Source organism: Rhizobium altiplani (assembly GCF_001542405.1).
In the GTDB taxonomy this organism is placed as follows: Bacteria; Pseudomonadota; Alphaproteobacteria; order Rhizobiales; family Rhizobiaceae; genus Rhizobium; species Rhizobium altiplani.
On the sequence record NZ_LNCD01000086.1, the window covers coordinates 37269 to 50196 of the forward strand.

Here is a 12928-nt window from a genome sequence, read left to right on the forward strand (position 1 = left end):
GCTTCTTACCTCAATTATTTCGGCAATTGCGGTTGCAGTCTCTCTTCGATGAAAAGTTCATCGACGATGGTCATGACAATCAGCGATAGTGGTAGTGCCAGCATAGCACCAACTGCGCCCCACATCCAAGTCCAGAACAAGATCGCCAGAAACACCACGAAGGGATTGATTTCCAGGCGCTTTCCCATGACCGCCGGGAAGATCAGGTTTTCCATGACGAGGTGGACGATGAAGAATGCCGCCGCTGGCATAAGGCCCACCACGATGCCGTCATGCGTGATGATCCCCGCGATGGCGACCGCCAGCGTCATCATCGTAATGCCGAGATAGGGGATGAAGCTCGACAGGAACGCGAAGAAGCCCCAGAGCACCGGCGCCGACAGGCCGCCTACATAGGCGATCACCATCATCACGAGGCCAAGGCAGACGTAGATCAGCGACGCCGTCGCAAAATAAAATCCGAGAACCTGTTCCACGCCGTTGATCACGCGGATGGCGGCAAGCCGCTGCGAGCGCGACCGGAACACCATAATGATGGATTTGCGCAACGTCACCCGTCCGGCAAGGAAAAGCAGCAACGCGGCGAAGAAGATCAACGCCTGCACGAGGGCAGGGGTGAGATTGGTGCTGACGAGATGCACGACGTTGCCAGTGTTCTCCAGAAGCTTCTCACTCGACATTGGTCCGGTCTGGAAAGTCTCCGGCGTAATGTGCAGCCACTTGATGCGCTCGAGATAGGGCATGAGGCGGTTGAAGGTCTTCTCGACGAAGGCCGGGCCCTCGTTGACGAGCCTTGTCACCGGTCCGGCAAGCGAATTGGCGAGAAGCGCGATCACAAGCGCAACCGCAGTAGACAGGATGACCGCATTGGTGATGCGCGGCACGCCGAGCTTGCTGAGCTTTTCCGCCAGCAGCCCAAGGATCATGCCGACGACGACGGCGAGCGTCACCGGAATGAGGATCAACGACATCATGTAGATGGCCGATAGTGCAAGCACTCCAAAGATACCGATGACGGCCCAGGCCATGCTGACATCAAGCCCGTCCTTCTCCAGGCGACGCATCGGCGCTTGTGGCATCTCCTCCGTGTCCTGGGTCAGTTTTTCTGCCCAGGCGCTGACGGGAGTCGTGCCCACTGTCATTTTGCTGGCCTGCTTGCGGATGCCGTTGGCAATTCCCATCGATAGACGATCCCCGGAAGCCCAGTTGCTTCGCGACGGAAACGCGCGGAACCCCTTCAGGTTCCTAAGGTCAGGCAGACAGGGTCAGGCCGATGCCCCAGGGATCATGCAGGAAGACACCGCCATTGCGCGTTTCACTCTTGATCTCCAGTTCGTCGAGCTTGGTGACAGCTTTTTTGAGCGTTTCCTTGTCGTTGAAGCGTAGCGTGTAGTCGGAAAGGCCCGTTATGCCCTCGGCGCGGGTGCCGGCGCCGCGGCTGTTCCAGATGTTGGCGGCGACATGGTGATGGTAGTCGCCGGTCGCAAAGAAGCTGGCGCCGGGATAGCGCGCCATCAGCTCCAGGCCAAGAATATCGCGGTAGAAGGTGTCTGCTTCCGGAATGTTGCCGACCTGCAGGTGGATGTGGCCGATTGCCGTTCCGTCGGCCATTCCGTTCCAGGCATCGTTGGGTGCGCTGTTGTAGAGCGATTGCAGATCGAGGCGAAGCGTCGCCATTTCCACCTGACCGTCCGGCTGGAATTTCCATTGGTCGTGGGAACGGTCGGCATAGATCTCGATGCCGTTGCCTTCCGGATCGGAGAGATAGATGGCCTCGCTGACGAGGTGATCGGATGCGCCATCCAGGACGACATTGTTGTGCGCCGCGTGGCGCAGCCAGCGGGCGAGCTCGGTGCGGCTGGGCATCAGGAAGGCCGTATGGAAAAGGCCGGCTGCGTTGCGCGGTGCGACACGCACATCCTTGCCTGTCGTCAGCGTCAGAAGCGGCGTGCCGTCGACACCGAGGATTTCGCCGCTCGCGCTTTTCTCGATGACATTAAGGCCAAGCATCGATTGATAGAAATTGGAAACCAGCGGCAGGTCGGTGACGACGAGATGCGACTGATCGACATAGGCAGGACGGGTCAGGGCGTAGGACGTTTCAGTGGTCATGGGCGTATCTCCTGCCTTGGATGGGGGAGGCATACCGGCGGTAGCGGCGAAAGCGCCGCCCGTAGCAATACCAAGGAATTTGCGCCGGTTCATGTGCCTCAGAGGTTCCCTTGGTCGCTGTACTTGATCCCTATATGGCGCATTCTGATTGTTCACAGAAGATCCGATTTTGACGATTCAGCGTTCGATGCCTGTTGACAAGAATCCATCCTGATCTTGATCTTGATCAAAGCGCCTTATTTATCTCTTGAGAGGATGTGGCCGTAAGAAACGGCAGCGCTGGAGGGCCTGAATGTACAAGAGAATCATCGTTCCGATAGAAATAGGCGGGTTGGACAGGGGCGAAAAGGCGCTCCGCAAGGCATCCACGCTCCTTGAAAAAGGTGGCGAGATCATTTTGCTCAACGTTGTCGAGGACGTTCCCACCTATGTCGCGATCGATCTGCCGCCCGAGCTGCGGCAAAACGCGATCGACGATGCCGAACAGAAACTCGGCATGCTGATCCGCACGAGCGGCATACCGGCAATGATCGAGATCGGTCACGGCCGCCCCGCCCACAGTATCCTCGCTGCCGCCGAAGCGCATGATGCGGATCTGATCATCGTCGCCTCGCACATTCCCGACTTCAGCAACTACTTCATCGGTGCCACCGCCGACCGCGTCGTCAGGCATGCCAAATGCTCGGTGCTGGTCGATAGGCAGCGCTGAGAAGAACAACGGCAAAAGACCGATGGAGGAATATCCATGACCGACACGCAGACCTACGAGCAGATCCTACGCAACCGCCAGCGCGAGCTTCTATCGCGGCTGAGTCGCATCGACGTTGATCTCGGGCGCACCAAGGAGCAGGACAGCGACGACCGCGCGATCGAGAGCGAGAACGACGAAGTGCTGGAGGGGCTTGGCCAGGCCGGCCAGGAAGAGCTGCGCGCCATCGACGCAGCCCTCGATCGGATCACGAAAGGCACGTATGGCACCTGCGTCCGCTGCGGCGAGCCGATTTCGAAGAAGCGTCTCGGCGCCGTACCCTATGCCCCGCTCTGTGAAGACTGCATGAGCTGAGAGGCTCTCAGTCATTAAGGTGGCATGTCATCAAGGGTGGCCCATTTTCAGGCTACCCTTCTGCCTTCCACCTGTGTATCTCCACGCCGAAGCCAGAGCGTCCAAGGCTCACGAAGATGTAACGGCGTGCCATCGCTGTTGTGTTGCCTGCACACCGTTTCGGTGCGACGATCGGTTGGAAAGGTGAGGGGTTTCCCGGCATGACAGAATTCAACGGCATCGGCTGGGCTTACGACAAATATGAGCTGATCGCCGATGGGGTCGTCCATGGCATTGGGCTTGCTTTCGCGCTCATCGGCGCGACCGTTCTGATCTTCTACGCCACTCTCTGGAGTTCCAATGGCGAACTCGCGGCGGCATGGATCTACAGCGTAGGCCTCGTGCTGACGATCGGCATCTCCTTCTCCTATAACGCCTGGCCGGTTTCGCGGACGAAGTGGTTCCTTCGCCGGCTCGATCATTCCTCGATTTTCATCCTGATCGCCGCCACCTACACACCCTTCCTGGAGCGTGGCGCCGACAGCCCGCTGCTGTTCGGGATGCTCATCGGCATCTGGGCGATCGCGGGGCTCGGCATCTTCCTGAAGTGCGCCCTTCCAGGCCGCTTCGACAAGGTTGCCATCCTTCTCTACCTCGGCATGGGGTGGAGCGGCGTCTTCGTGGCCGGGCCGGTGGCGGAGCGCATCCCCTTTGTATCGATGCTCCTGATCCTCATCGGCGGGATCATCTATTCCCTGGGTGTCATCTTCCACGTCTGGGAGAAGCTGCGCTTCCAGAACGCCATCTGGCACGGCTTCGTGGTCGCCGCGGCGGCCGTGCACTACTCGGCGGTGCTCACCTGCTTCAGCATGGCAGGCTCCGGGGTCTGATCAGCCGGCCTGCGTGTCCATTTCGATCAATTCTCTGCTATCGCGAATGATCGCTTTCGTCCCGTCATTTCGTTGGTTTACAACGCTGAATGCCGGGCGTATGCCGCTTGCCGGAACCGAACTGAAACTGGACTTGATATGAACCACGCCGTTCTCGTGCGCGATGCCACCGAAGCCGACCTCCCGGCAATCCGCGATATTTATAATCACGCTGTCGAGCATACGACCGCCATCTGGAACGAAACTCTGGTTGATCTCGACAACCGCATCGAGTGGTTCAAGGCCCGCAAGGCAAAGGGCTTCCCGGTCATCGTTGCGGAGAAGGATGGCAAGGTCACAGGCTATGCCTCCTATGGTGACTGGCGAGCCTTCGACGGCTACCGCCACACGGTCGAACACTCAGTCTATGTCGACAAGGATTGCCGCGGCGCGGGGATCGGCGAATTGCTGATGCGGGCGCTGATCGAGCGTGCCGCCGAGGCCAACATCCACGTGATGATCGCCGGCATCGAGGCGGCAAACGCTGCGTCCATCAAACTGCACGAAAAGCTTGGTTTCCGCGTTGCCGGCACCTTCTCGGAGGTCGGCACGAAGTTCGGCCGCTGGCTCGATCTGACTTGCATGGAGCTTAGGGTCACGAAGTGAGCCTCATCGTTCTCACTGGCGCTTCCGGATCGGGCAAGACGGCGATTTCCAAGGCGATCGCCGCTCGGTTCGCTGGTGAAATCGACGTCTACCATTTCGATGACATCGGCGTTCCCCCGCTCTCGCGGATGGCGGCGGACTACGGCTCGCCAGCCGGATGGCAGCGGGCCATGACCTTCAAGTGGTTTGAGAGCCTCGCGGAGGCACAGCACTCCGGCCGAAATCAGTTGCTCGAAGGCCAGATGCGCCTTGCATTTCTAGAAGAAGCGGCAACAGCAACAGGCATTGCCTATTTGCCGCTGCTGGCCGACTGCGATGACGAAACACGAACGCATCGCCTGGCGGTCGAACGCCGGCAGCCAGAGCTTGCCAACACCGAAATGATGATCTGGGCATCCTTCCTCCGCCGCGAGGCCGTGGCAAAGAAATGCGCGATATTGGATACGTCCCGCTTGTCGCTGGATGAAAGCGTCCAGGCAGTCGTCGAACGCTTCTAAGCAGCTCGGACGCGAGCTTTTATTTCTCCGGCTCGAACACCATCGCGTGGCCGTTGATGCAGTAGCGCAGGCCGGTCGGCGGCGGACCATCGGGGAAGACATGCCCCAGATGGGCATCGCAAGTGCCGCAGCGGATCTCCGTGCGGACCATGCCGTAGGTCGTATCGCGGAGTTCGGTCACCGCGTCGGGTGAGACAGCTTCGAAATAGCTCGGCCATCCGCAACCGGCATCAAACTTCGTGTCTGAGCGGAACAGCGGTGCATTGCAGCCGACGCAACGATAGAGTCCGGTTTCGAACGAATCCCAATAGGGGCCGGTAAAGGCACGCTCGGTGCCATGCTGGCGGGTGATCCGGTATTGCTCGGGAGTCAGCTGTTCCTTCCACTCCGCGTCGGTCTTGCGAACTTTGGCGATTGTCGTATCGGCCATGGCTTGTTCCTTTCGCGCCGGGGGCGGCTTTGATTTTCGACAGCAATGTGGTGCGAAAGGTCGCATGGATCAAGGGATGCCGAGCTCGTCAAAGCGTCATCCCGTTCCGGCGAAAACGGCGATGCCGTTGATATTTCGTTGATAAACCGATCGCCCCGGAGGTTTGAGGCGCCCTGGACAGAGTCTGTGACTATCGCTTCAATAGACGCTTCGAAGATACTGCAAGGGGCTGACCGACCCGAGATGATCCGTTCCCTGTGAGTATCCTGCCGCTGCCGGTTGCTCCCGGTCGAACAAGACTTGTGACCGCGCTCCTGTTCTCGTAAACCTGACGGACTTCCGGCTTTCGCCGGCTCCACGAAGCACTGCCAGCAGAGGAGGGCACATGGCCGGTGTCACGGCTTTGACATTTGCGGCCTTGTGTCTGCCACTTCTCGGCGCCGTTCTCGCTCCCTTTCTCGTTCGCGTCCTTGGGGCGAACGCCGCTTGGCTCTTGGCGCTTGCGCCGCTTTTGGCCTTTGCGCACTTCGCCAGCCTGCTGCCGGTCATAGCGGGCGGCGAGGTGATAACAGGCGGCTATGCCTGGGTGCCGAGCTTCGACCTCCGCTTTTCCTGGCTGCTCGACGGTCTTTCGCTGACCTTCGCGCTGCTGATTACCGGGATCGGCACGCTGATCGTCCTCTATTCGGGCGGATACATGAAGGGGCATCCGGATCAGGGGCGCTTCTTCTCCTTTATCTTCCTGTTCATGGGCGCCATGCTCGGCCTCGTCGTCTCGGACAGCCTGCTGATGCTCTTCATCTTCTGGGAACTGACGTCGATTACCTCCTTCCTCTTGATCGGGTTCGACCACGAGCGCGAGGCAGCGCGTCGCGCCGCCCTGCAGGCGCTCGTCGTTACCGGCGGTGGCGGCCTGCTGCTGCTGGCGGGCCTGCTCCTGATCTGGAGCACGACAAACGCGACTGATTTGTCGACGCTGCTGCAATCCGGCGATCTGCTGCGTGGCAATCCATATTATCTGGCGATCCTGATCCTCATCCTCTGTGGCGCCTTTACCAAATCGGCGCAGTTTCCGTTTCACTTCTGGCTGCCGAACGCGATGGAGGCGCCGACGCCGGTCTCGGCCTACCTGCATTCGGCAACGATGGTGAAGGCGGGCGTCTATCTCCTGATGCGCCTCAATCCCGTCATGGGCGGGACACCGGCCTGGGAGACCTTGCTGCCGCTCTTCGGCGGCGTGACGCTGGTCGTCGGCACGCTGCTTGCGATCCGCCAGACCGATCTCAAGCTGCAACTCGCCTATACGACCGTTTCCTCGCTTGGCCTTCTCGTGCTGTTGACCGGCTTCGGCGCGCCCTATGCCATAGAGGCCGCGGCGCTCTACCTCATGGCGCATTCGCTCTTCAAGGGTGCGCTGTTCATGGTTGCTGGCATCATCGACCATGAGACCGGCACGCGCGACATCACCAGACTGCGGGGCTTGAAAGCGGCGATGCCGCTGACCTTTGCGGCAGCACTCGCCGCGGCTATTTCCATGGGCGGTCTGCCGCCGTTCTTCGGCTTCCTCGCCAAGGAAGAGATTTACGCCGCGCTGGCACATGCGGACCCGCGATCGATTGTCTTTACGCTGGTTGCGGTCGGAGGTAATGCGCTGATGTTCGCGGTCGGCTTCGCTGTGGCGCTAAAGCCGTTTCTCGGACCGGTTCTTGCAACGCCCAAGCACCCGCATGAGGCACCGCCGTTGCTGTGGGTCGGTCCTGTCTTGCTGGCGCTATTGGGCCTGATGACTGCGGTGTTCTCCGCAACGGCGCACCATTACATCTCGTCTCCAACGGCATCCGCCATCCGTGGATCGGCGAGCGTGCTCGAGATTTCCCTTATCCCGCATGTCGGCCTGCCGCTGCTTCTGTCCGCTCTTACGATTGCGCTAGGCACGCTCGCTTATTGGCGGATAGACCAGGCGCGTCTGGCCATGGCGACGGTACTGCGCAAGCTAGGACCGGGACCGGATCGTGGCTTCGATTACTTCATCGTGGGTCTGATTAGATTATCGATGCGCGTAACGCGGTTCGTCCAGCCGGGGCGACTTGAACTCTACATCACCTGCACCTTCCTCTGCCTTGCCGCAATCCTGCTCGTTCCCCTCTGGCTCTATGGCGAAATGCCGACGCTGCCTGTCTGGCCACGGCAGGTGCAGATCCACGAATGGGCCATCTTCCTGCTCGCCGTTCTTGGCCTGTTCAGCGTTGTCATTGCGCGCGACCGGCTGACGGCGATCGTCTCGCTTGGCATCCAGGGTTTCTCCGTCGCCATCATCTTCCTGCTGTTCGGCGCGCCCGACCTGTCCTTCACGCAGTTCATGGTGGAGACCCTATCGGTCGTGATCCTGGCGCTTGTCATGACCCGCCTTCAATTGTCGCCGACCGATCGGCGGCCGCTCGGCCAGAAGATGTTCGACGGCTGTATCGCGATCGCCTGCGGCTCTGGCTTCGCGCTGCTTCTGATGAAAGCCACGCAGGGGCCGTTCAACAATGCGCTGACGGAGTTCTTCAACACTTACTCAAAGACCATCGCGCACGGCGCCAACGTCGTGAACGTCATCATCGTCGATTTCCGCGGCACCGATACGCTAGGCGAGATCGCGGTCGTCGCCATCACCGGCCTTGCGATCCTCGCCCTCATTCGCATCCGCGCGCAGACTGAGCGCAAGCTTGCCGAAAACGATCCTGACGCGCCCGAGGATCTGGGAGTCGAGCGCCCATGAACACGCTGATCTTCCGCACGATCACGCCGGTGTCGACGGCTCTGATGCTGCTCTTTTCCGTCTTTGTGCTCCTGCGCGGCCACAACGAGCCGGGCGGCGGCTTCATCGGTGGGTTGATTGCCGCCTCGGCGCTGGCGATCTTCGGCATTGCCCGCGGCGTCGGCGCCGTGCGCCGCGCCATCGTCTTCCATCCCCTGGCGATATCAGGGGCCGGACTGTTGATGTCCTGCTCCGCCGGTCTGCTGTCGGTCGTCTTTGCCGTGCCGTTCATGACCGGGCTGTGGATCTATCCAGAGATAGCCGGTGTCGAGGTGCCGCTCTCGACCGTCATGCTCTTCGATATCGGGGTCTACCTGGTGGTCGTCGGTGCCATCACCTCGATCGCGCTGGCGCTTGAGGAAAGGGAGATCGAGTGATGGAGCCGCTGTTTGCGATCCTCGTCGGCCTGTTCTTCGCCGCCGCGATCTATCTGATGCTGTCGAAATTCTCGATCCGGATCATGCTCGGGATCGCCGTCCTCGGCAACGCGGTGAACCTGTTGCTGTTTACCGCAGGACGTTTGACGCGCGAGGTGCCGCCGATCATCGCGGCAAACCTCGATACGCTCCCTAACGGCGCCGCCAATCCGCTGCCGCAGGCGCTGATCCTGACGGCGATCGTCATTTCGTTTTCCTTCCTCGCCTTCCTGCTGGTGCTGACCTATCGCGCCTATCAGGAAATCGGCACCGACAACACCGACGAAATGCGTGTCGCCGAACCCGTCGATCCACCGCTGCCGCCGATGGGGTACTAGATGGCGGCTCCGGTAAGCACGATCACCGATCTCTCGTCTGCGATGGTCACGGCACCTGTGCCGCTCGCCAACTGGCTCGTCATTGCACCCGTGGCGCTCTGTATTACATTCGGCGCCGCGCTGCTGATGATGCGCGGTTCGCTGCGGCTGCAGGCGCAGGTCGCCATTCCGGGCCTCGCTGGTCTGGTGTTGCTGGATGCCGCGCTATTGGCAAAGGTCGTCGCGGATGGTCCGCTGACCATGGTCATGGGGCGTTGGCTTCCGCCGTTCGGGATCGCCTTCACCGTCGATCTCTTCGGCGCTCTGATGGCCCTGGCCGCCGCCATCGCCGCGCTTGCCGGCGGCCTCTTCGCACTGAAGGACGTCACCGAAAGCGGCCGCCGATACGGTTTCTTTCCCTTCCTTTTGCTTCTGATGGCAGGCGTTTCCGGCGCGTTCCTGACAGGCGACGTCTTCAACCTCTATGTCTGGTTCGAGGTGCTTCTCATTTCGTCCTTCGGGATGTTGATCCTCGGCTCCGAGCGCGGGCAGATCGACGGGGCCATGAAATATGCGGTGCTGAACCTGATCGGCACGACGCTGTTCCTGATCTCGGTCGGCATCGTCTACGCTGTCTTCGGCACGCTCAACATGGCCGATATCGCTGGCAAGGTGGAGAGTGTGCGCGACACCGCGCCGCTGATGACCCTGTCGGCCCTCTTGCTGCTGGCCTTTGCCATGAAGGCCGCTGCCTTTCCTGTCAACTTCTGGCTGCCGGCCTCCTATCATACGCCGCGCATCGTCGTGTCGGCACTGTTTGCCGGTCTGCTGACCAAGGTCGGCGTCTACGCCCTCATTCGCGTCATGGTCATGCTGCTGCCGATCGAGCGCGAACAATTGAGCCTTCTGATTGCGGCGGTGGGGGCAGCGACCATCGTCGTCGGCGCGCTTGGGGCGCTGGCGCAGGACGATATCCGCAAGCTCCTCGGCTATGTCGTGATCTCGGGCATCGGCAACATGCTGGTCGGCATAGCGCTAGGCACGCCCGGCGGCCTGTCCGGCGCGATCTTCTACGCGCTGCATTCGATGGTGCTGATGACGGCGCTCTATCTTCTCGCCGGGCAGGCTGCCGCCCTTGCCGGCAGTTTCTCGCTGACCGCGCTCGGCGGCCTCTATCGCAAGAGCGGCGGTTTTGCCGCGTTCTCTTTCATCCTCTTCGTCGCCGCGTGTGGGTTGCCGCCCTTTTCCGGCTTCTGGCCGAAGGTGATTTTGGTCAGAGCATCGATCGACGTCGGCGCCTGGTGGCTGGCCGCCGCGATCCTGATCGGCGGCTTCCTGCTGACGGTCGTATTCGGACGCGTCTTCCTGCTCGCCTACTGGCGACCGGCAACGGCACCGCAGGCGGCAGTGTCAATCAGCTGGCAGGCGGGGCTGCCGCTTTTCATCCTGACAGCTATTGTCGTTGCTTTCGGCATCCTGCCCGAACAGCTGCTGGACATGGCGCAGGCTGCGGCGACCGGCCTCATCGATCCGACAGCTTATCTGCAGTCGGTCTTCCCGGATGGAGGGATGCCATGATCGCCCTGTTGCTGAACGTGCTGCTCGCCATTGCCTGGGCGACCGTTACCGGCAGCGCGTCGCCGCACAACCTCCTCTTCGGTTTTGCGATCGGCGCCCTGTGCTTGTCCATCATCCGCGAACCCTATGGCAGCCGGGGATATCTTCGCCGGTCCTTCGCGATCGTGCGGCTTGCCCTTCTGTTTCTCAAGGAGTTGGCGATCTCGGCCTGGAAGGTCGCCGTCACGGTGCTGACGCCCAACATGCGGCTACAACCCGGCATCTTCGCCTTTCCGCTGACCGTCGACCGCGATTTCGAGATCACGCTTCTAGCCAACATGATCACCCTGACGCCGGGCACGCTGTCGGTCGATGTCTCCGACGATCGCAAGACGCTTTACGTGCATGCGCTGGATTGCGCCGATCCCGAGGCGACCAAGCGCGATATCGCCAACGGTTTCGAGCGCCGGATCATGGAGGCATTTCGATGATCTCCCCGTTTGCCATCATGTCCACGGCCGCCGCGGTTGCCCTGGTCATCCTCGGGGTTGCCTTTCTCCTGGCGGGATGGCGGGTCCTCGTCGGGCCGACGCTGCCCGACAGGATCCTGGCGCTCGATACACTGTCAGGCACGGCAATCGGCTTCATCGCCGTATTGGCGGTCAAGACGGGCTTCAGCCTCTATATCGACATCGCCATTTCGCTGGGACTCGTCGCCTTTCTGGCAACGGTCGCCTTCGCGCGTTTCGTGATGTCGCGCGCTCCTGTCGCGGAACGGCACAGCGAAAAAAAGGCGCGTGCCCCGAAAAAGCCCAAAGTCGCGGCCAAACGCAGCGACAAGAATGGCAGGAAGGGCAAGAAATGATGGACTATGCGATAGCGCTTGTTGTCGCTTTCCTTTTGCTGGCCGGTTCGTTGTTTGCGCTCGTTGCCGCACTCGGCGTCGTGCGGTTGCCGGATCTCTACACGCGCATGCACGCCGCTTCCAAGGCTGGAACGGTCGGTTCCGGCATGCTGCTTTTCGCCGCCGGTGTCGCCGCGGGCGAGGTTTCGGTCTTTGCGCGGGCGCTCGCCGGTTTCGTCTTCTTCCTGCTGACGGCGCCGGTCGCGGCGCACCTCCTTGCCAAGGCCGCGCACCAGTCTGGATACCGCCTCGGCCCCCAATCGGTGCGCGATGACCTCGCCAAAAGATGAGAGCGCTTCCGATTCAGTATTTTAAGTTGATTTTTGCACCCTTTTGCAGATTTCTTAATGGTTAATGTTTGGGTTTGTGGCAGGCAATTCTTGCGAAATAGACATTTTTCGGTAGATATATATGAAATAATAATTGGCGTTTTCGTAAAACGGTGATAATTGGTGATCAAGTAGAGTTCTGATATTGAATTAGAATCACGTTGCTTATTTCCTCGTTGGCTTTGGATTTCAGTGTTTAATTGAGGAAGAAGGCTGCGTGGTAGCGTACTAATTCGAAATCGGGCAGTATAAGAACGGGTTTCGGCCTCAGGAATCTAGGGGTGGATTTCAGTTTTTCGAAACAGGTTGCCGTAGCCTGGGTTTTTTGCTGTTGGCTCTACGATGACGGTCTTGGCTGACGAGGCTTAGACCTTTGGAGCATTGAAACAGGAGAAACGTATTATGACGGATACTGCAGCCGGTAGCGGGCCGGAGTTGCTGGTCGAGCTCACCGCAGATATTGTTGCCGCCTATGTCAGCAACCACGTGGTCCCGGTTGGCGATCTCGCTAACCTGATTTCTGACGTGCATTCGGCACTTAGCAATACGTCGACGCCGCAAGCTGCAACGGCGGTTGTCGAGAAGCAGAAGCCGGCTGTATCGGTGCGTAAATCCGTTCAGGATGAACAGATCACATGCCTGGAGTGCGGCGGCAACTTCAAGTCGCTCAAGCGTCACCTGATGACCCACCACAATCTCTCGCCGGAAGAGTACCGCGAGAAATGGGAGCTCCCCGTCGACTACCCGATGGTAGCGCCGGCCTATGCCGAAGCGCGCTCGCGCCTCGCAAAGGAAATGGGGCTCGGCCAGCGTCGCAAGCGCGGCCGCGGCTGATCGTTGCCAAGGATTTGATCCTGTAGAGCCGGGCGGAAGCCCGGCTTTTGTGTTTTTGGTCGGGGAAGAAATGGGGAAAATAATCCTATTTGTTTTCGCCTGTTAAAGAAAATGAACAATGGGATCAGCAGAAAATTGCGCCGTCGCGTTTT

At 60.2% G+C, this 12928-nt stretch carries 16 protein-coding genes; 13 read left to right on the top strand and 3 right to left on the bottom strand.

Annotated features, from left to right (window positions below; genetic code table 11):
- Positions 1 to 14: 14 nt before the first annotated feature.
- Both AS026_RS20990 and AS026_RS20995 read right to left on the bottom strand, forming a co-directional pair.
- Positions 15 to 1181 (bottom strand): AI-2E family transporter, encoded by a 1167-nt coding sequence (locus AS026_RS20990; RefSeq protein WP_025661043.1) that lies wholly within the window; start codon positions 1179 to 1181, stop codon positions 15 to 17.
- A gap of 70 nt (positions 1182 to 1251) precedes the next feature.
- A complete protein-coding gene (locus AS026_RS20995; protein ID WP_062371549.1) occupies positions 1252 to 2112 on the bottom strand; it encodes a VOC family protein in 861 nt (286 codons plus the stop codon).
- Between the two features lie 292 nt (positions 2113 to 2404).
- Between AS026_RS20995 and AS026_RS21000 the strand changes: the two genes are divergently transcribed.
- From AS026_RS21000 to AS026_RS21020, 5 genes are all read left to right on the top strand, one after another.
- A complete protein-coding gene (locus AS026_RS21000; protein WP_018116555.1) occupies positions 2405 to 2821 on the top strand; it encodes a universal stress protein in 417 nt (138 codons plus the stop codon).
- A gap of 36 nt (positions 2822 to 2857) precedes the next feature.
- Complete coding sequence (locus tag AS026_RS21005) at positions 2858 to 3175, top strand: TraR/DksA family transcriptional regulator (RefSeq protein WP_018116554.1); 318 nt, start codon at positions 2858 to 2860, stop codon at positions 3173 to 3175.
- A gap of 200 nt (positions 3176 to 3375) precedes the next feature.
- On the top strand, positions 3376 to 4044 hold the full coding sequence (gene trhA / locus AS026_RS21010; protein WP_062371552.1) for a PAQR family membrane homeostasis protein TrhA: 669 nt from the start codon (positions 3376 to 3378) through the stop codon (positions 4042 to 4044).
- A gap of 138 nt (positions 4045 to 4182) precedes the next feature.
- The gene (locus AS026_RS21015) at positions 4183 to 4689 is read left to right on the top strand and encodes a GNAT family N-acetyltransferase (protein ID WP_018116552.1); all 507 of its coding nucleotides are present in this window, start codon (positions 4183 to 4185) and stop codon (positions 4687 to 4689) included.
- Positions 4686 to 5186: a hypothetical protein gene (locus AS026_RS21020; RefSeq protein WP_018116551.1), complete on the top strand. Its 501-nt coding sequence runs from the start codon at positions 4686 to 4688 to the stop codon at positions 5184 to 5186. Before AS026_RS21015 ends, AS026_RS21020 begins: the two co-directional genes overlap by 4 nt.
- A 19-nt stretch (positions 5187 to 5205) precedes the next feature.
- On the opposite strand, the gene msrB is transcribed toward AS026_RS21020, so the two are convergent.
- Complete coding sequence (msrB, locus tag AS026_RS21025) at positions 5206 to 5616, bottom strand: peptide-methionine (R)-S-oxide reductase MsrB (RefSeq protein ID WP_062371553.1); 411 nt, start codon at positions 5614 to 5616, stop codon at positions 5206 to 5208.
- Between the two features lie 385 nt (positions 5617 to 6001).
- Between msrB and AS026_RS21030 the strand changes: the two genes are divergently transcribed.
- From AS026_RS21030 to AS026_RS21065, 8 genes are all read left to right on the top strand, one after another.
- Positions 6002 to 8380 carry a putative monovalent cation/H+ antiporter subunit A gene (locus AS026_RS21030; protein ID WP_062371556.1) on the top strand — a complete coding sequence of 793 codons (2379 nt, stop codon included), beginning with the start codon at positions 6002 to 6004 and terminating at the stop codon, positions 8378 to 8380.
- A complete protein-coding gene (locus AS026_RS21035) occupies positions 8377 to 8796 on the top strand; it encodes a Na(+)/H(+) antiporter subunit B (RefSeq protein ID WP_062371558.1) in 420 nt (139 codons plus the stop codon). The genes AS026_RS21030 and AS026_RS21035 overlap by 4 nt, the downstream gene beginning before the upstream one ends.
- On the top strand, positions 8796 to 9173 hold the full coding sequence (locus tag AS026_RS21040; protein WP_025661038.1) for a Na+/H+ antiporter subunit C: 378 nt from the start codon (positions 8796 to 8798) through the stop codon (positions 9171 to 9173). Before AS026_RS21035 ends, AS026_RS21040 begins: the two co-directional genes overlap by 1 nt.
- Entirely contained in the window at positions 9174 to 10730 is a 1557-nt protein-coding gene (locus AS026_RS21045; RefSeq protein WP_062371560.1) for a Na+/H+ antiporter subunit D, read from the top strand.
- On the top strand, positions 10727 to 11200 hold the full coding sequence (locus AS026_RS21050) for a Na+/H+ antiporter subunit E (protein WP_025661036.1): 474 nt from the start codon (positions 10727 to 10729) through the stop codon (positions 11198 to 11200). Before AS026_RS21045 ends, AS026_RS21050 begins: the two co-directional genes overlap by 4 nt.
- Positions 11197 to 11574, top strand: a complete 378-nt coding sequence (locus AS026_RS21055; protein ID WP_025661035.1) for a cation:proton antiporter — start codon at positions 11197 to 11199, stop codon at positions 11572 to 11574. Before AS026_RS21050 ends, AS026_RS21055 begins: the two co-directional genes overlap by 4 nt.
- Complete coding sequence (gene mnhG, locus AS026_RS21060; protein ID WP_025661034.1) at positions 11571 to 11903, top strand: monovalent cation/H(+) antiporter subunit G; 333 nt, start codon at positions 11571 to 11573, stop codon at positions 11901 to 11903. The genes AS026_RS21055 and mnhG overlap by 4 nt, the downstream gene beginning before the upstream one ends.
- A gap of 441 nt (positions 11904 to 12344) precedes the next feature.
- Entirely contained in the window at positions 12345 to 12776 is a 432-nt protein-coding gene (locus AS026_RS21065; RefSeq protein WP_018859452.1) for a Ros/MucR family transcriptional regulator, read from the top strand.
- Positions 12777 to 12928: the final 152 nt, after the last annotated feature.

Bases quoted from the DNA above. Each gene is read 5' to 3' on its own strand.
- AS026_RS21000 (WP_018116555.1), top strand. From the start codon at position 2,405: ATGTACAAGAGAATCATCGTTCCGATAGAAATAGGCGGGTTGGACAGG.
- AS026_RS21015 (WP_018116552.1), top strand. From the start codon at position 4,183: ATGAACCACGCCGTTCTCGTGCGCGATGCCACCGAAGCCGACCTCCCG.
- AS026_RS21055 (WP_025661035.1), top strand. From the start codon at position 11,197: ATGATCTCCCCGTTTGCCATCATGTCCACGGCCGCCGCGGTTGCCCTG.
- AS026_RS21040 (WP_025661038.1), top strand. From the start codon at position 8,796: ATGGAGCCGCTGTTTGCGATCCTCGTCGGCCTGTTCTTCGCCGCCGCG.
- AS026_RS21005 (WP_018116554.1), top strand. From the start codon at position 2,858: ATGACCGACACGCAGACCTACGAGCAGATCCTACGCAACCGCCAGCGC.
- AS026_RS21035 (WP_062371558.1), top strand. From the start codon at position 8,377: ATGAACACGCTGATCTTCCGCACGATCACGCCGGTGTCGACGGCTCTG.
- trhA (WP_062371552.1), top strand. From the start codon at position 3,376: ATGACAGAATTCAACGGCATCGGCTGGGCTTACGACAAATATGAGCTG.
- AS026_RS20990 (WP_025661043.1), bottom strand. From the start codon at position 1,181: ATGGGAATTGCCAACGGCATCCGCAAGCAGGCCAGCAAAATGACAGTG.
- AS026_RS21045 (WP_062371560.1), top strand. From the start codon at position 9,174: ATGGCGGCTCCGGTAAGCACGATCACCGATCTCTCGTCTGCGATGGTC.
- AS026_RS21065 (WP_018859452.1), top strand. From the start codon at position 12,345: ATGACGGATACTGCAGCCGGTAGCGGGCCGGAGTTGCTGGTCGAGCTC.
- AS026_RS21030 (WP_062371556.1), top strand. From the start codon at position 6,002: ATGGCCGGTGTCACGGCTTTGACATTTGCGGCCTTGTGTCTGCCACTT.
- mnhG (WP_025661034.1), top strand. From the start codon at position 11,571: ATGATGGACTATGCGATAGCGCTTGTTGTCGCTTTCCTTTTGCTGGCC.
- AS026_RS20995 (WP_062371549.1), bottom strand. From the start codon at position 2,112: ATGACCACTGAAACGTCCTACGCCCTGACCCGTCCTGCCTATGTCGAT.
- msrB (WP_062371553.1), bottom strand. From the start codon at position 5,616: ATGGCCGATACGACAATCGCCAAAGTTCGCAAGACCGACGCGGAGTGG.
- AS026_RS21050 (WP_025661036.1), top strand. From the start codon at position 10,727: ATGATCGCCCTGTTGCTGAACGTGCTGCTCGCCATTGCCTGGGCGACC.